13 protein-coding genes and 1 pseudogene are annotated in these 17,611 nt (G+C 69.4%); all 14 read right to left on the bottom strand.

The window, feature by feature from the left end:
- Window positions 1-296 (bottom strand): annotated as a pseudogene (locus tag ACLP4W_RS18705) (cell division protein FtsZ); the annotation flags it as partial.
- Between the two features lie 240 nt (window positions 297-536).
- Entirely contained in the window at window positions 537-1,505 is a 969-nt protein-coding gene (gene ftsQ / locus ACLP4W_RS18700) for a cell division protein FtsQ (RefSeq protein WP_442388442.1), read from the bottom strand.
- Entirely contained in the window at window positions 1,502-2,980 is a 1,479-nt protein-coding gene (murC, locus tag ACLP4W_RS18695) for a UDP-N-acetylmuramate--L-alanine ligase (RefSeq protein WP_442388440.1), read from the bottom strand. The genes ftsQ and murC overlap by 4 nt, the downstream gene beginning before the upstream one ends.
- On the bottom strand, window positions 2,977-4,218 hold the full coding sequence (murG, locus tag ACLP4W_RS18690) for an undecaprenyldiphospho-muramoylpentapeptide beta-N-acetylglucosaminyltransferase (protein WP_442388438.1): 1,242 nt from the start codon (window positions 4,216-4,218) through the stop codon (window positions 2,977-2,979). The genes murC and murG overlap by 4 nt, the downstream gene beginning before the upstream one ends.
- Complete coding sequence (gene ftsW / locus ACLP4W_RS18685) at window positions 4,215-5,909, bottom strand: putative lipid II flippase FtsW (RefSeq protein WP_442388436.1); 1,695 nt, start codon at window positions 5,907-5,909, stop codon at window positions 4,215-4,217. Before ftsW ends, murG begins: the two co-directional genes overlap by 4 nt.
- A gap of 6 nt (window positions 5,910-5,915) precedes the next feature.
- The gene (murD, locus tag ACLP4W_RS18680; protein ID WP_442388434.1) at window positions 5,916-7,382 is read right to left on the bottom strand and encodes a UDP-N-acetylmuramoyl-L-alanine--D-glutamate ligase; all 1,467 of its coding nucleotides are present in this window, start codon (window positions 7,380-7,382) and stop codon (window positions 5,916-5,918) included.
- Complete coding sequence (mraY, locus tag ACLP4W_RS18675) at window positions 7,382-8,461, bottom strand: phospho-N-acetylmuramoyl-pentapeptide-transferase (RefSeq protein ID WP_442388432.1); 1,080 nt, start codon at window positions 8,459-8,461, stop codon at window positions 7,382-7,384. The genes murD and mraY overlap by 1 nt, the downstream gene beginning before the upstream one ends.
- Window positions 8,458-10,020 (bottom strand): UDP-N-acetylmuramoyl-tripeptide--D-alanyl-D-alanine ligase, encoded by a 1,563-nt coding sequence (locus ACLP4W_RS18670; protein WP_442388430.1) that lies wholly within the window; start codon window positions 10,018-10,020, stop codon window positions 8,458-8,460. Before ACLP4W_RS18670 ends, mraY begins: the two co-directional genes overlap by 4 nt.
- On the bottom strand, window positions 10,017-11,615 hold the full coding sequence (locus ACLP4W_RS18665; RefSeq protein ID WP_442388428.1) for a UDP-N-acetylmuramoyl-L-alanyl-D-glutamate--2,6-diaminopimelate ligase: 1,599 nt from the start codon (window positions 11,613-11,615) through the stop codon (window positions 10,017-10,019). The genes ACLP4W_RS18670 and ACLP4W_RS18665 overlap by 4 nt, the downstream gene beginning before the upstream one ends.
- A 97-nt stretch (window positions 11,616-11,712) precedes the next feature.
- A complete protein-coding gene (locus ACLP4W_RS18660) occupies window positions 11,713-13,779 on the bottom strand; it encodes a peptidoglycan D,D-transpeptidase FtsI family protein (protein WP_442388426.1) in 2,067 nt (688 codons plus the stop codon).
- Window positions 13,776-14,990: a hypothetical protein gene (locus tag ACLP4W_RS18655; RefSeq protein WP_442388424.1), complete on the bottom strand. Its 1,215-nt coding sequence runs from the start codon at window positions 14,988-14,990 to the stop codon at window positions 13,776-13,778. The genes ACLP4W_RS18660 and ACLP4W_RS18655 overlap by 4 nt, the downstream gene beginning before the upstream one ends.
- Window positions 14,987-16,192 (bottom strand): 16S rRNA (cytosine(1402)-N(4))-methyltransferase RsmH, encoded by a 1,206-nt coding sequence (gene rsmH / locus ACLP4W_RS18650; RefSeq protein WP_442388423.1) that lies wholly within the window; start codon window positions 16,190-16,192, stop codon window positions 14,987-14,989. The genes ACLP4W_RS18655 and rsmH overlap by 4 nt, the downstream gene beginning before the upstream one ends.
- Window positions 16,167-16,598 (bottom strand): division/cell wall cluster transcriptional repressor MraZ, encoded by a 432-nt coding sequence (gene mraZ, locus ACLP4W_RS18645; RefSeq protein WP_442388449.1) that lies wholly within the window; start codon window positions 16,596-16,598, stop codon window positions 16,167-16,169. The genes rsmH and mraZ overlap by 26 nt, the downstream gene beginning before the upstream one ends.
- A gap of 476 nt (window positions 16,599-17,074) precedes the next feature.
- Entirely contained in the window at window positions 17,075-17,479 is a 405-nt protein-coding gene (locus ACLP4W_RS18640; protein WP_442388421.1) for a DUF3040 domain-containing protein, read from the bottom strand.
- Window positions 17,480-17,611: the final 132 nt, after the last annotated feature.

Here is a 17,611-nt window from a genome sequence, read left to right as displayed (position 1 = left end):
GTGACGAACACCATGTCCGCGCCCCGCAGCAGCTCTTCGATCTCGTCCTTGGCGTCTTCGGAGGCCTTGCGCCCGACCTCTGGGTCGGCGCCGGCGCCCAGTCCGCGGGTGGAGTCGCGGCCGACGTCGAGCTTGACGTCGGCATCGCTCATCAACAGCGCCTGGGCGTCGGTGTTGATCGCGATGAACTCCACGCCCTTGAGGCCCTGCTCGATCATCCGGTTGACGGCGTTGACGCCGCCGCCACCGATACCCACAACCTTGATTACGGCCAAGTAGTTGTGCGGGGGGGTCATCATTACGTCTTCCTCCCTGATGGGACTCGGTGTGTCCGCCTGGCAAACCCTCAACCTCAACCACAGGCTTAGAGTTATGTCAAGTAGTTCCGCGCAAACGCAACGGTATGGGTACGACGGGCGCTAACCCCGCAGGCGCGCCGAGGCGCGCTGCGCAAAATTTTTTCTGCGGTCGAGCCTGAGACTGGCGTCACGTTCGGCGTCGAGCGTGAAACTGGCTTCACACTCGCGCGGGTGCGACTACTTCACGGTCGGCAGGTCGGGGCTGGACACGTCGTAGGTTCTTCCGGGCTGCGTCAACAGCGCGGCCAGCTTTTCGGCCTTCTCCTCGGTGCGGTCGGTGGTCCCCCAAATCACCACTCGCCCATCGCCGAGCGTCAGCGTGATCGAGGCCACCGATGGCGCCGCGATCCGGCCCACCTGACCCAAGACCTCGGGGCGCAGCGCGGTCAGCACCTGTAGCGCCGCCTTGGTCGCCGGATCGGTTGGCCCGGGGTTGTCGACATCGATGTAGGGCAGCGCCGGTGGCGGCGGCGCCGTCGCGAAGTCGACCCCGTCGCGATCGAAGAGGTGCGGGCCGTCGGAAAAATCCTTGACCACCAAGGGAACCCGCTCGACGATGGTGATGCGCAGCGCCGATGGGTACTGACGCTGCACTCGCGCGCTGGCCACTCGCCGGATCGCCGCCACCCGGTCGGCCACCTGGTTGGTGTTGATCTGCAGCAGCGGCGTTCCGGGCCGAACCCGCGCCGCGTCGAGGACCTCCTCGCGGGTCACCGACCCGGTCCCGGTGATGACGATGTTGCGTGCCGACATCGCGGGCGTGAAGTAGAGGATCAGCGCGAGCCCGACCCCGACGATGGCCAACACCACCGTTGCGAGCAGCATTTTCAGGCCCCGAACAACGCCACGCGCAACCGGTTTGGGCTGCTTGACGACGCGTCCGCTGGCCCTTCGTTTGGCCTCGCGGCGAGCTTCCTCGATGGCTCTGGCGCGAGCCTGCGCGGCGCGGCGCTCGGCCCGTTCGCGACGGGCCCGCCGGCGTGGCCCCTCGAATTCGCCTTGATCCGGCTGTGTCTGGCCCACGGCCCCGGTGGGGAGCGGTTCGGTGATCACGCCGTCGGCGGCCAAATCGGCCTCAGCATCGGGCGAGGCGTCGGGCGAGTCTGCCACGACGTCGGTCGGTGTGGCGTCGATCGGCTCGGTCATCGCAGGATCCCCGGGCGGCCCGGCGCGCTGCGGTTGGCCCGCACCCGCAGCGCGGTCACGATCTCCGGCCCCAGCAAGGTCACGTCGCCCGCACCCATGGTGACGATGACATCGCCGGGGCCGGCGGCCGCCGCCACCTCCTCGGCGACCGCGGAGAAATCCGGCAGGTAGCGCACCGGCACGCTGACGTGCTCGGCGACGCTGGCTCCGCTGACACCGGCCAGCGGTTGTTCGCGTGCGCCGTAGACGTCGAGGACGAACACCTCGTCGGCGGCATCCAGCGCATGACCGAACTCGGCGGCGAAAGCCTTTGTCCGCGAATACAAGTGGGGCTGGAACACCACGATGCTGCGACCGCCGCCGCTCTGCTCGAGGACCGTGCGGACCGCCGCCAGCGTGGCGCTGATCTCGGTGGGATGGTGCGCGTAGTCGTCGAACACCCGCACCGACGCCCTGCCGACTCCAGAGGTTCCGACCAGCTCGAATCGGCGGCGCACGCCCTCGAAGCCGGCCAGCCCGTCGAGCACCTCATCGGGCGACGCGCCGATCTCGATCGCCGCGAGCAGCGCGCCCAGCGCATTGAGGGCCATATGCCGCCCGGGCACCGACAGCCGCATCACGCGTGGGTGGGGTTCTGGGGCCAGCTCGATCTGCGCGACCGCTCCGGTGCCCTGTTGCACCCACGACCACAGCCTGGCGGCCAAGGGTTCGCCTGGCTGGTCACCGGAGCCATAGCGAAGCACCCGGATTCCCAGCTCGGCGGTGCGTTGGGCCAGCGCGGCCGCACCGGGGTCATCCGTGCACACGACGAGCGCTCCCCCGGGAGCAAGCCGCTCCACAAAGGAGTCGAACACCTCGACGTAGGCGTCCGCACTGCCGTAGAAGTCCAGATGATCGGTCTCGATGTTGGTGACCACTGCGACGTTGGGCGTGTACTCCAGCAGCGAGCCGTCGCTTTCGTCGGCCTCGGCGACGAAGCAGTCCCCGCTGCCGTGGTGTGCGTTGGTGCCGGCCTCCCCCAGCTCCCCACCGACCGCGAAGGACGGGTCCCGTCCGCAGTGCTGCAGGGCCACGATCAGCATCGAGGTCGTCGTCGTCTTGCCGTGCGTACCGGTGACCATCAGCGTGGTGCGCCCGTCCATCAGGCTGGCCAGCACGGCGGGGCGCAATACCACCGGAATGCCGCGCCGCCGCGCTTCGACGAGCTCGGGGTTGGTCTTCGGGATGGCGGCGTGAGTGGTGATGACCGCCGTGGGCCCGCCGGGCAACAGATCCAGCGACGACGCCTCGTGTCCGATGCGGATCAGTGCGCCCCGGGCCCGCAGCGCGTGCACACCGCGCGACTCCTTGGCGTCGGATCCGGACACCAGTCCGCCCCGGTCCAGCAGGATGCGGGCGATGCCCGACATTCCGGCTCCCCCGATGCCCACCATGTGCACCCGCTGCAGCTCGGGCGGTAACTCTTCGCCGTTCACTTGCGTCTCCGCGACGCGCGCGCCCTTTTTGCGATGTCCAACGCCGCCTGAGCCACCTGGCGCGCTGCCTCGGGATGTCCCACCCGCGCGGCGGCCGCCGTCATCGCGGCCAACCGGTCCGGGTCGTTGAGTAGCCCGCCGGCCTGCCGGGCCACCAGGTCCGGGGTCAGGTCGGGATCGGCGACGATCATGCCGCCGCCGGCGTTGACCACCGGCAGCGCGTTGAGCCGCTGCTCGCCGTTGCCGATCGGCAGCGGTACGTAGATGGCCGGGAGCCCGACGGCTGAGACCTCGGCGACCGTCATCGCCCCGGACCGGCAGATCGCCAGATCGGCGGCGGCGTACGCCAGATCCATTCGCTCCAGATACGGCACCGCCACGTACGGCGGATCGCCAGGGTCGGGTGTGCGCAGTTCGAGGGTGTTCTTGGGCCCGTGGGCGTGTAGCACCGCCACGCCCGCGGCGGCCAGCCCGGCCGCGGCCGCCGACACGGCGCGGTTCAGCGAGACCGCGCCCTGTGAACCGCCGAACACCAGCAAGACCCGCGCGTCGTCGGCGAAGCCGAAGTGCTTGCGCGCTTCGGCGCGCAACGCCGCGCGGTCCAGCCCGGTGATGGCAGCCCGGACCGGCACCCCGACCACCTCGGCGCGGCGCAGCCCCGAATCCGGGACCGCGGACAGGATCCGGTCCGCGATGCGGGCGCCGACCCGGTTGGCGATCCCGGCCCTGGCGTTTGCCTCGTGGATGACGACCGGGACGCGGCGCTGCAGTCCGGGGATGCCGCGGGCGGCGAGGTAGGCAGGCAGCGCCACATACCCACCGAAACCGATCACCACGTCGGCGTCGACGGCGTCGAGCACGGCTCGGGTCTCCCGGACGGCACGCCACACCCGCGGTGGCAGCCGGGCCAGGTCGCCGTTGGGTTTACGCGGCAGCGGCACCGGCGTGATCAGCTCGAGGCGATAGCCGCGCTGGGGCACCAGCCTGGTCTCCAGCCCGCGTCGGGTGCCCAAGGCGGTAATCCGGACCTGCGGATCCAGCGCGGCGAGCGCGTCGGCGACGGCCATCGCAGGCTCCACATGGCCGGCGGTGCCGCCGCCGGCGAGCACTATCGACAGGGTGGAATTGACCGACGAAGTGGAATTGACCGACGAAGTGGAATTGACCGATGATGCGGCACCGGCGGGCGAGGGGCTTGCCCCCAGCCCGCCGGCCGGCTCCCTGACCGTGTCGTTCACCCGTAACGCTGACCTTCCAATGCACGTGCGCGCCGTGTCTGACGCTGGCCGGCTCCCTGACCGGCGTAGCCAGATACATGATGCCCTCCCCGCGGCACCGGCCGGGCAGCTGCTCGCCCGAACGCCGGCCGCAGCGGCGGATCGGGTTCCCGCGAAGGCTTCCGGGCGGGCGCCTGGGGCTTCCTGGGCGCGTTCCGGGGTGCCCCCGCTTTGGCCGGTGGCGGGCGGACACGTTTGCGATCGCGAAACGCCTCCAGCCGGGTCGGCACATACGGCTCGGGCAGCGGCAGCCGCAGCAGCCGGTTCACCTTGTCGACGCGCCCGGCTCGCAACGCGGCCACCGCCTCCGGTTCATGGCGAGCCGCGTTGACCATGATCCCTATCATGAAAAGTGTTGCGGCCGTTGATGTTCCGCCAGCAGAGATGAGCGGCAGCTGAAGGCCGGTGACCGGCAGGATCCCGATCACGTAGCCGATGTTGATGAACGCCTGGCCCAGCACCCACATCGTGGTGGTCGCGGTCAGCAGCCGCAGGAACGGGTCGGCGGACCGGCGCGCGATCCGCATCCCGGTGTAGGCGAACAACCCGAAGAGGACCAGCAGCCCGAAAGCGCCGACGAAACCGAGCTCCTCGCCGATGATCGCGAAGATGAAGTCGTTGTGAGCGTTGGGCAGATAGTTCCACTTGGCGACGCCCTGGCCCAGGCCGTCGCCGAAGATGCCGCCGTGAGCCAGCGCGAACTTGGCCTGGCGGGCCTGGTAGCCGGTGTCCTGCGGGTCGTTCTCGGGGTTCATCCAGGACCGCACCCGGTCCGATCGGTACCCCGCGGACATCGCCAGAACCGCGCCCGCGACGAAGACCGCCAGCAGCGAGGTGGCGAATACCCGCAGCGGCAGCCCGGCGTACCACAACAGGGCCAGCAGAATGATGCCCAGCGACACCGTCTGCCCGAGGTCGGGCTGGGCCACGATCAGCGCCAGCGCGATGACCGCGGCGGGTACCAGCGGAATCAGCATCTCGCGTAGCGATGCCCGCTCCATGCGGCGGGCCGCCAGCAGGTGCGCACCCCAGATGGCGAAGGCGATTTTCGCCAACTCGGACGGCTGCATCGAAAAGCCCGCGATCACGAACCATTTCCGGGAGCCGTTGGCCAGGTTGCCGATTCCCGGAACGAGCACCAGCACCAACAAGATGATCGTGACCACGTAGCCGGTGAAGGCGACCCGCCGGAGGAACCGCACCGACATCCGCATCGAGATGTAGGCCCCGATGAGGCCGACGACCGTCCACAAGACCTGCTTGCCGAAGATCACCCACGCCGACCCGTCGGCGTCGTAGGACCGTACGCCGGAGGCCGACAGCACCATGATCAGTCCGAGCGTCGTCAGCAACCCGGCGACGGCGATGATCAGGTGAAACGAGGTCATGGGTCGGCCCAGCCAGGTGCCGAACCGGCCGCGCAGACCGCTCGTTTTGGCCGCGAGGTCGGCCTTGGTGTCGGCCTTGGTGTCGACCTTGGTGTCGACCTTTGTGTCGACCTTGATCGGGGACGTGTCGGCGGTTTCGAGAGCCTCCGTGGACGCGTGCGTCGGGTCGGTGGCGTCCTCGACCCGCTCAGGCGTGGAGGTCTCTTTGCCGTCCTTGCCCCGGCCCTTATCCCGCCCCAGTAGCCGGGTCAGCGCGTTACCCATACCCGCCTACCGGATCGCCGCACGCACGGCGGCCGCGAACGCGTCGCCACGATCGGCGTAACCGGTGAACTGGTCGAACGACGCGCCGGCCGGTGCCAGCAGCACCGTGTCACCCGGCTTTGCCAGGTTTCGGGCCGCGGCAACGGCCGCGGTCATGACGCGAGCACCGAGATCTCCGTCCCAATTTTTCACTTCTGTCACATCTGCACCAGACACCACAGCAGTCGCATCCATACCAGCATCCTCGCCTGTCACAACCTGGACGACGGGGACATCCGGCGCGTGTCGCGATAACGCCTCTGCAACCTCTTCGCGATCTCGGCCGATGAGCACCGCTCCGACCAGCCGCGAGGCCATCCTGGCGACCGCGGCGTCAACGGATGCGCCCTTCAGCAAACCACCCGCCACCCACACCACCCGCGGATACGCGAGCACCGACGCCTCGGCGGCGTGCGGATTGGTGGCCTTGGAGTCGTCGACGTACCTGATCCCGTCGGCGACGGCCACTACCTCGGCCCGATGCCGGCCCACCCGGAATGATGTGATCGCGGCCCCGATTGCTTCAGGGGACACGCCGACGCAGCGCGCCAGCGCCGCCGCGGCCAGGGCGTCGAGCACCCCGACCGGGCCCGGCACCGGAATCGACTCGGCCGGCAGGAGGGCCAGGTCGTCGGCAAAGGCGCGGTCAACCAGTTGGCCGTCGCGCACACCGAGTTCGCCGGTGGCCGGTTCGCCGAGCCGGAAGCCTACCCGGACCGGTGCCGCCGCGGTGTCCAGCAACGCGGCGGCCCGGCCGTCGTCCAGGCCTACCACCGCCACCCGGCCATTGAGCACCCGGGCCTTGGCCGCGGTGTACTCGGCCATCGTGGAATGCCAGTCCAGATGGTCTTCGGCGATGTTGAGCACGACGCCCGCCTCGGGCCGCAGCGACGGCGCCCAATGCAGCTGGAAACTGGACAGCTCGACGGCGAGGAGGTCCGAGGGCTCAGCGGACTCGTTTAAGACTTCGAGCACCGGGCTGCCGATGTTGCCGCACAACAGGCTGCTTCGCCCGTCGGCGGTCAGCATGGCGTGCAGCATCGACGTCGTGGTCGTCTTGCCGTTTGTGCCGGTCACGGCCAGCCAGCGGCGCGGCGGCCCGTAGTGGCCCGCGGCGTCCAGCCGCCAGGCCAACTCCACGTCACCCCAGATGGGCACGCCCGCCGTGGCCGCGGCGGCCAGCAGCGGCGTGGCCGGCGAGAAACCGGGGCTGGTCACCACCAGCGCGTATTGGGAGACCTGTTGGGCGGCCGTCGACGCCGTCACGGTCGGCACTCCGCTCTCGGCGTACTGGCGCAGCGTGGCCGGGTCGTCGTCGCACAGGGTTGCCGACGCACCGAATCGGCTCAGGGCCGCGAGCACTGCCTTGCCGGTCACACCGCCGCCGGCCACCAACACCGGCGCGCCCGGCACCAAGGGGTCAAGACCGCTCATTACGCGCCGATCGCGGCTAGCCACTCACCGTAGAACAGGGCCACGCCCAGACCGCAGGTGATCGCGGTGAGCAGCCAGAAGCGGATGATCACCGTGGTTTCGGCCCAGCCGACCAATTCGAAATGGTGGTGGAACGGCGCCATCCGGAACACCCGGCGCCCGGTGGTGCGAAAGGCCAGGATCTGCAGCACGACGGAGGTGACTTCGGCGACGAACAGCGAACCCAGCACGACGGCGAGGATCTCGGTGCGGCTGGTCACCGACAACCCCGCGATGATGCCGCCCAGCGCCAGCGAGCCGGTGTCGCCCATGAATATTTTGGCGGGCGCGGCATTCCACCACAAAAAGCCGATGCAGGCGCCGGCGGTGGCGGCCGCGATGAGCGCCAGGTCCAGCGGATCGCGCACGTTGTAGCAGCCCAGGCCCGGCGCGGTGACGCATGCGTTGCGGTACTGCCAGAAGGTGATCAACACATAGGCACCCGTGACCATCGCCATGCAGCCCGCGGCCAGCCCGTCCAGGCCGTCGGTGAAGTTGACCGCGTTGGACCACGCGCTGACGATCACCACGCAGAACAGCACGAACAGTGCCGGAGCCAGTGTGACGGTGGCGATCTCACGCACGTAGGAAAGATCCGGGCTGCCCGGCGTCAGGCCGGCCTGATTGCGGAACTGCAACACGAGCACACCGAACAGCACCGCGGCGACGATCTGCCCGACCGTCTTGGCCGTCTTGTTCAACCCGAGGTTGCGCGACCTGCGGATCTTGATCAGGTCATCGAGGAAGCCGACACCGCCCAGCACGGTGGCCAGCCCCAGCACCAGCAGACCCGACGCGGATACGCCTTCCCCGTCGAACGCCAGCCCGGCGATGTGCGTGCCCAGGTAACCCGCCCAGATGCCGGCCAGAATCGCCACTCCGCCCATCGACGGCGTGCCGCGCTTCGTTTGGTGGCTGGGCGGGCCGTCCTCGCGGATCTGATGGCCGAATCCCTGCTTGGTGAACAATCGGATCAGCGCCGGGGTCAACAGGATTGACACGGTCAGCGCGATGGCGACTGCGATGAGGATCTGTCTCACGGGCTCGCCCCGTTAGCAGAGTCATCCGAGGCCAACGCGTCGGCCAACGCCCCCAGCCCGGCCGCGTTCGACGCCTTGACCAGGACCACGTCGCCGGGGTGCACCTCGGCCCGCAACAAGGCCAGGGCGGCGTCGGCGTCGGGCACGGTGACGGCCCCCCTATCGGCCCCTTGATCGGCCCCTGAGCCCCACGAGCCCTCCATGACCGCTCCGTGGTGCATGGCGCTCATCGACCTCCCGGTTCCCACGACAACGAGTCGAGACACATCTAAGCGCACCGCCAGCCGGCCGATGCGATCGTGCTCGGTTATCGCGTCCTCGCCGAGCTCGGCCATTTCGCCGAGCACCGCCCAGCTGCGCCGGGCGCTCGAGCCCCGCTTGTTCTTGTCATGGGCGCCGCCGTGGGCGATCCAGGCCAGCGCCTGCAGGCCGGCTCGCATCGAGTCGGGGTTGGCGTTGTAGGCGTCGTCGATCACCGTGACGCCGTCGGCGCGGGTGGTCACCTGCATGCGGTGCCGCGATACCGGCCCCGTTCCGGCCAGCGCGGCGGCCACCTGCTCGGCGGTGGCGCCGCATTGCAGGCCGACCGCGGCGGCGCACAACGCGTTGGTGACTTGGTGGTCGCCGTACACACCGAGCCGGACCTCAACGGTGTCGCCTCCGGCGTGCAAGGTGAAGCGCGGCCTGGCCAGTTCGTCCAGCGACACTCCGTCGGCCCAGACATCCGGGCTGTTTGGGGGCCCCGGATCGATACAGCTGACCCGGACCACCCGGGCCGCGGTGGCATCGGCCATCGCGGCCACCGCCGGGTCGTCGACGTTGAGGATTACCACTCCGGATAGTGGAACCGCTTGGGGCAGTTCGGCTTTGGTCCGAGCGATGGCGTCGCGGGAGCCGAACTCGCCCAGGTGCGCGGTGCCGACGTTGAGGACCACCCCGATGGCCGGCGGGGCGATCTCGGCCAGCGCGGCGATGTTGCCGGGATGGCGTGCCGACATCTCGAGGACCAGGTAGTCGCTGCGCCGCGTCGCGCGCAACACCGTCCAGGGGTGGCCCAGCTCGTTGTTGAACGACCCGGGCGGGGCCACGACCTCCCCCAGCGGCTCGAGGACGGCGGCCACCAAGTCCTTGGTCGAGGTTTTCCCCGACGAGCCGGTGATCCCGATGATGGTCAGCCCGCCCGCCACCAGTTCGGCGGCCACGGCCCTGGCCAGCCTGGCCAGCGCGGTCAGCACCGCGGCCCCGGAGCCGTCGGCGTCGTGCTCGAGCACGCCGGCCCGTCCCTCAGGCGCCGGACGCGGCGTCACCACGATCGCGGGGACCCCGACCGGCCGGGCCGCCAGCACGGCGACGGCGCCGGCCGCTACCGCCGAGCCCGCGTGGTCGTGGCCGTCGGAGCGCGCCCCCGGCAGCGCCAGGAACAGCCCGCCCGGGCCGACGGCCCGCGAGTCGAACTCAACCGTGCCGGTGACGTGGAGTTCCGCGGCCTCCGCCGGCGAGATGTCGGCCAGTGTGCCGCCGACGATCTCGGCGATTTGGGCGACGGTGAGGTCGATCATCCGCGTGCCCCCCGGGGCCCGAGCGCCTCCAGGGCCCCTGCGAGCTCCACCCGGTCGTCGAACGGCCGGGTCTGCCCGCCGCTGCGCTGCCCGGTTTCGTGGCCCTTGCCCGCGACAACGACGACGTCACCGGGCTCCGCCCAGTCGACCGCGTGCCTGATCGCCGCCCGCCGGTCGGCGATCTCGACCACCTCGGCCGCACCGCCGGCTTCGGCCGCCCCGGCCAGGATCTCGCGGCGGATTGCCGCCGGATCCTCACCGCGCGGGTTGTCGTCGGTGACGACGACCAAATCGGCCAGTTCGGCAGCGATTTCGCCCATCGGCGCCCGCTTGCCCGGGTCGCGGTCACCGCCGGCGCCGAACACCACCGCCAGCCGGCGGTCCGGCTGCATCAGGGTGGTCAGCACCGCCCGCAACGCGCCCGGCTTGTGGGCGTAGTCGACGAGGGCGAGAAAATCCTGGCCGCAGTCGATTTCCTCCAGTCGCCCGGGGACCCGGGTTTCCAGCAGTCCCGGCGACGCCTGTTCGGGAGAAACTCCGACCGCGTCGAGGATCGCCAGTGCAACAAGGCAATTGGCGACGTTGTAGTGGCCCGGGAGCCGGATGCCGATCCGGTGGCGCACGCCGGCGGGGTCTACAGCGGTGAACTCCTGTCCCGCGGCGCCCATCGGCGCCACGTCCACGGCGCGCCAGTGGGCGGGCTGGTCAGCGGCGCTGACCGTGATCGCGTCGCCGGCCCGGGCGGCCATCGCGCGCCCGGCGTCGTCATCGATGCACACCACGACGCTGCGGGCGCGCAGCGGCGAGTCCGGGTCGAACAGCAGTGCCTTGGCCTCGAAGTAGTCGGCCATGCTGGGGTGAAAGTCGAGGTGGTCGCGGGACAGGTTGGTGAATCCACCCACCGCGAATCCGGTGCCGTCCACCCGGCCCAGCGTCAGCGCGTGGCTGGACACCTCCATGACGACGGTGTCCACCCCGCGTTCGGCCATCGCCGCGAACATGGCCTGCAGCGCGGGAGCCTCCGGAGTGGTCAGCCCACTGGGGATGTCGGCGCCGTCGATCCGGATGCCGATGGTGCCGATCAGCCCCGCCACCCGCCCGGCGGCCCGCAGACCGGACTCGACCATGTAGGTCGTGGTCGTCTTGCCGGACGTTCCGGTGATCCCGACGACCGTGATCTTCTCGGACGGATTTCCGTACACCGTGGCGGCCAACGCGCCGAGCACGCTGCGGGGCGCCGGGTGCACCAATGTCGGCGCGGTCACGGCCTGAACGCCCATTTCGGCGACGCCGGCGCCGTCGGTGAGTACCGCGACGGCGCCGCGTTCGATCGCGTCGCCGGCATACCGGGCGCCGTGCGTCGACGAGCCGGGCAGGGCGGCGAACAAGTCACCGGGCAGCACGTCCTGGGCGCGCAGCGTCACACCGGTGACCAGCACGTCTGGGACTCCCGAGCGACCATCCGGGCTTTCCGCCAAAACCGCGCCGACCTGAGCCGCCAACGCGGGCAGCCGCACGCCCGCGCCGGCGCCCGGGCGCAGCCCAGCGGGCACCGACACCACCTGTTCACACCTCCTCCCGTGTGTGATCCTCATGATGGGCCATGACACCCTACCTACACGCACCCGGACATGCGGTGTTCCCGCGCGTGGAGGATCTGGCAGGGGCTTGCAGGGGCGCTGCGGTGGTGGGTTAGGTGGCCTGCAATGTCAGCGGCGGCCCGGGGTCGGGTGACAGCGGCACATTCTCGCGCTGCATCAGCCAGCCGGCGATGTTGTGGAACAGCGGGGCGGCCGAGTGTCCCGGCGTGCCGTCGGCGTTGCGCTCCGGGTTGTCCATCATGATGCCGATCACGTAGCGGGGATTGTCGACGGTGGCCATCCCGGCAAAGGTGATCCAGTAGACGTTGTCGAAGTAGCACCCGCAGGCGGGATTGATCTGCTGTGCGGTACCGGTCTTGCCGGCGATCTGATAGCCGGACACCGCCGCCGCCGGCCCGGTGCCCTGTTGGTAACCCATCGGGTCGTGTTGCACGACGGCACGCAGCATGTTCCGCACGGTCTGAGCGGTCTGCGGCGACACCACCCGGACGCCTTCCGGACGGGGTTCTTCGGTCCGGGTGCCGTCGGCGGCGATGGTGGCCTTGATGATCCGTGGCGGCATCCGCAGTCCGTCATTGGCGATCGCCTGGTACATGCCGGCCATCTGCAGCAGGGTCATCGAAAGGCCTTGGCCAATGGGCAGGTTCGAGAAGGTGCTACCCGACCATTGGTCGATGGGCGGCACCAGCCCGGCGCTTTCACCGGGCAGCCCGACGTTGGTGCGCTGGCCCAGGCCGAATTTGCGGACCATGTCGTAATAGCGTTCCGGGCCGACCCGCTGAGCCAGCATCAGCGTGCCGACGTTGGACGACTTTCCGAAAACGCCGGTGGTGGTGTAGGGCATCACGCCGTGGTCCCACGCGTCATGCACGGTCACACCGCCCATCTGGATCGAGCCGGGTACGTGCAACACCTCGTCGGGGTTCGAGAGGCCGTACTCGATCACCGAGGACGCGGTGATCACCTTGTTCACCGAGCCCGGCTCAAACGGCGAGGACACCACCAGGTTGCCCAGCTGCTTGTCGCCCTGACGCCCGATGTCCTGGGACGGGTCGAAGGTGTTGTCGTTGGCCATGGCCAGCACTTCGCCGGATTTGGCGTCGAGCACGACGGCCGAAACGTTGTGTGCCCCAGACAGGTTCTTTGCCTGTTGGACCTGCTGCTGCACGTAGAACTGGACGTCGTCGTCGATGGTCAGCTGGACGGTCGAGCCGTTGACCGCCCGATGCCGGTTGCGATAGCTACCCGGGATGACGACGCCGTCGGACCCGCGGTCGTAGGTGACCGAACCGTCGGTTCCGGACAGCACCGAGTCCAGCGAGTCCTCCAGCCCCAGCAGCCCGTGACCGTCCCAGTCGATGCCACCGACGACGTTGGCCGCCAGCGATCCGCCCGGATACTGGCGCAGATCCTGTCGTTCGGAACCGACCTCGGGATACTTGTCGGAAATCGCGCCGGCGACGGCGGGGTCGACCGCGCGCGCCAGATAGACGAAGTTCTCGTTACTTTGCAGCTTCTTCAGCACGGTCGGGACGTCCGGCTTGTTGTTCAGCCGAGCCGAGACCTCCTTGGCGATATCCCGCAGCCGCTCCTGCGGATCGGGGGCCGCCGAGTTCTTCTTCTTGGCATCCTCCAGTTGCTGGCGAATCCTCTTCGGCTGAAACGTCAACGCGCGCGACTCGGTGGTGAACGCCAGTTGGTCGTTGTTGCGGTCGACGATGCTGCCGCGAACGGCCTTTTCGACGTCGGTGACCTTGAGCTGTCCGGCCGCCTGGGCGCGCAGCGCCGGGGCATCTGTCACCTGCAGGATGAACAACTGCACCGCCGCCACCACCATCAGCACCAGGATGACCGCGTTGCCGGCTCGATGCCGGAGGACGAACGACGCGCCGCGTGTCCGCACTTCTGCGATTTGCCGGGTGCGCCGCTCTCGTGCGGAGTGGCCGGCGGGCACCGCGTCCGGCCGTTCGGCTCCGCGGATTTTCCCGGCCTCCTTGGCTTTCCGGAATCTTTTCGGTTCCCGGACCTCTGAACCGTTCGCGGCCCGCTGTGGCTTGCGGGGCCGCTTGGGTTTCCGGATCCCCTTGGCTTCCAGCGGCTTACGAGGACCGCGCGTCGGTCGGCCCGATTGGGTCCGCCTGCTCTCGCCGCGACTCACCTGGGGCCACCTGGCGTCGCGACGGCGGGGGGCCCGAACTGTCCGCCGTTAGCCGGCCCCGGTTGCGGCACCGGGGCACCGGGAATGACGGGGACCAGATTTTGCGGGGCCTGGGGGGAGGAGGCCGCCGTCGCCGGCTGCACCGGAACCGGCACCTCTGCGGGTAACGGCGCGGGCACTTGGCCGGGAAGTTGGGCGGGTAGTCCGCCCAACGGAATCGGGACTTCGGCGGGAACCGGAGGCTGCGCCGGCCCCGCCGGAGCCGGCTGCCCTGGCGTCGGGAGCCCTGGCGTCGGGAGCACACCCGGAAGCGGCCCGGTGACCGGTCCGCCGGGCATACCGGGCAGTGGGGCAATGGGCTGAGTAGGGGGCTGAGCCGGCAGGTGCTGGCCGCCCACCGTCGTCGAGCCGTCCGGAGCGCGCAGCAACGCCTCCGGTCCGGACCTGGCCGGCGCGGGAGGATCACCCGGGCCCGGTTGCACCCGAACCGGAACCTCCGGGGGAAGCGCCGACGGTTTCGGGGGCGGCGGGCCAGGTTCGGGAAGCTTGGTGTTCAGCGGCGGCGGCGGAACGCCGTCGGCCGGTTTGGCGGTGCCGACCACCACCCAGTTGCCGGACGGGTCCTGGACCAGGTGTGCGGTATCCCTCGTCGGGATCATGCCCTGCTTGCGGGCCGCCTCCGCGAGCGCCGGCGCGGACTCCGCCTCGCGCACATCGCGTTCCAGCGCCTCCTTCTGCTGTTGCAGCAGGCGGTTTTTCTCGCGGGCGTGGCTCAGCTGGTAGGACCGCTCGGCGGAGTCGGTGGACAACCACAGCGTGAGGCCCAGCCCGAGAGCGAGGGCGCCGATGACCAGCACGACGAATGGGACCTTGCTCGCCAGTGTCCGGGGCCGCAGGTCAATCGATGCCAGCCTGGTCGCCAAACGCTCAGTCAAACGAGGCCGGAAAGCCTTGGGCGCCTTAGCCTTCCGCGCCTTGGCGCGCGCCTTGGCCTGGCTGGCGCTCTTGGGCCGGGCCGACCGCTCGACCGGCCGGGCGATCGGGCTGGTTTGCGGCCCAGACTTCGGCGCCCGCGCCTCGCGGGTGGGTGCCGAGGCCGTTCCGGGCCGGGTGCGGCGCGACGACGTTGAGTCAGCGGCGGTACGCCCGCTCTTGCGGGCAGAACCGTCGCTGCCGCCGCGGCGTTTCGGCGTCTCGCGCTTTACCTTCATGAGTCGCCTTTCCGGGCAACCAGCTTTTCCGGCCCGCGTTCCAGCCGCTGCAGGGCCCGTAATCGGACCGCGGCGCTGCGCGGATTGCGTTCGACCTCGGCGGCATCCGCGCGTTCGGCGCCGCGCGTCAGAGACCGGAATCGCGGCTCATGGCCGGGACGCTCGAGCGGAAGGTCCACCGGCGTGCGCGAGGCGACCGCGTCGGCGAGCACCCGTTTGACGATCCGGTCCTCCAGCGATTGGTAGGCCAGCACCACGATGCGCCCGCCGCCGGTGAGGGCGTCCAGGGCAGCGGGAATGGCACTACGCAGCGAGTCGAGTTCGTCGTTGACCGCGATCCGCAGCGCCTGGAAGGTGCGCTTGGCCGGGTGCCCGCCGGTGCGCCGGGCCGGAGCCGGAATCGCTTGGTAGAGCAGTGCTACCAGCTGCGCGGTCGAGGTGAAGGGGGTGCGGGCGCGCTGGCGGACGATCTGCGCCGCGATGCGGCGCGCGAACCGCTCCTCGCCGTAGCGATGCAGGATATCCGCCAGCGCCGCCTCGTCGTAGGTGTTCAGGATGTCGGCCGCGGTCAGCGGCGAGGCTGGGTCCATCCGCATGTCCAACGGCGCGTCCCGGGCATACGCGAAGCCGCGTTCGGCGCGGTCGAGCTGCATGGAGGAAACACCGAGGTCGAACAGGACCCCGTCGACCGATTCGGCTGCGGCATAACCGGATTCGGACAGCGCCGCGACGAGGCCGTCATACCGTGTGTGCACCAGCGTGACCCGGTCCGCGAATCGCGCCAGCCGAGCCCGGGCGATATCCAGAGCGCTGGGGTCGCGGTCGAGTCCGATCAGGCGCAGACCCGGCAATTCGGTCAAGAACCGCTCCGCGTGCCCACCGGCGCCGACGGTTGCGTCGACGAGGACCGCCTCGGACCCGTCCGAGTGGTAGCGGGTCAGTGCCGGGGTGAGCAGCTCCACGCAGCGTTGCAGCAGGACGGGAATGTGCCCGAAGTCGTGTGAATTCTCAGCCACCGCAACACCTCCCCGGGTCTGGAGGAACCCGTTCGAACCCGGGACGGCCGCTATGGAGCAAGCCCCTGCACCGAGGTCCCTGTCCGAAGGCACGAACCTGGCGTTGGGGAAGTACGCCAGGGTCGGTTCGGGCAGAGGCCACGATGCACGGGCATGCGCCTCAGATAATGTCGCCGAGTGCTTCATCGCTGGCCGCGGAGAAGTTCTCTTCGTGGGTCTGTTGGTAATCCTGCCAAGCCTGGGCGTCCCAGATTTCGAGGTAGTCGACGGCTCCGATCACTACGCAGTCCTTGGAGAGATTCGCGTAACGGCGGTGGTCGGCCGACAGCGTGATGCGGCCCTGGGCGTCGGGGTGCTGCTCGTCCGTGCCGGCGGCGAGGTTGCGCAAAAACGCCCTGGCCTCCGGGTTGCTTCGCGACGTCTTGCTCGCCCGCCGGGCCAGCTGCTCGAATTCGGTCCGCGGGTAGACGGCCAGGCTGTGATCTTGGCTCTTGGTGACCATCAACCCCCCTGCCAGAGCGTCGCGGAACTTGGCGGGCAACGTGAGCCGCCCCTTGTCGTCGAGTTTGGGCATGTAGGTGCCGAGAAACACCAGCTCACCTCCGCTCTCAGCGCCACCCAAGCACTCCCAAACACTTCGGCCACCATACCCCACAATCCACCACTTCTCCCCATTAATGGAGTGTCGTCACCGAGTTTTCCCGGTTATCCACCACGGAAGGTCTTCCACGGCCCATCGGAGGCCCGCGAGTGTCGCTCCGTGACCCGATCGTGATGGGACAAAACCACACGTCAAAGCCCTGAAGTGGCCGCGTGGGGCTCGATGGGGATATAAGTGGGGCTCGGTGGGGCTCAGAGCCTGCGCCCGGGACTCGATTGGGGCTCAATTGGGATTCGGAAGGGACTCAGCCGGTGCGCGCCGGTCAAGCAAACAGTCCGAGCCTGCAACGATGGCGCCGAGTCTGCGCACACGGCGCGGGTACGCCGCGAATCCGCTCGCTCAGCGCAGACTCGGTACGAAAACAAAACGGGGTAGCCGATGGCTACCCCGTGTGGCTGACGGTGCCCCTACTCGTCGAAGCGCCGGCGGAAGCGGTCTTCCATCCGGCTGGTGAACGAGCCTCCGCCACCCTTGCTGCGACGCTGGCGCGGCGACCCGGGCGCGGGCCGGGAATGGTCGGACTTTTTGGACAACCGCGCGCCGGTGATGGCATACACCACACCGCCAAACATCACGATGAAGCCAAAGACGCTGAGAATCGGGAAGCTTCCAATCATCGTGGCTTTGAAAGCCACGCCGGAAACCAGCATCGCCAGACCGATGACGAACAACGCCGCGCCCTGCAGGCGCCGCCGCGCCGTCGGTGCGCGGAACCCTCCGCCACGGACGCTCGACGCGAATTTGGGGTCTTCGGCGTAGAGTGCGCTCTCGATCTGATCGAGCATCCGCTGTTCATGATCGGAGAGTGGCATTCGTCCCTCCTTGCCGACAGTTTGGCACGTAACTATCGATAGCACGCGGATGCCCGTTGTGGGGCAACTAACTCCGATGATACGAGGTCAATCTGCGCCGTACCACTGGTTCGACAGCGATTCTATCCCGGT

Origin of the sequence: Mycobacterium sp., assembly GCF_052145595.1 — a bacterium.
GTDB lineage: Bacteria > Actinomycetota > Actinomycetes > Mycobacteriales > Mycobacteriaceae > Mycobacterium.
The sequence above is the reverse complement of the archived record's forward strand: the minus strand, read 5'-3'. Positions and strand labels throughout refer to the sequence as shown.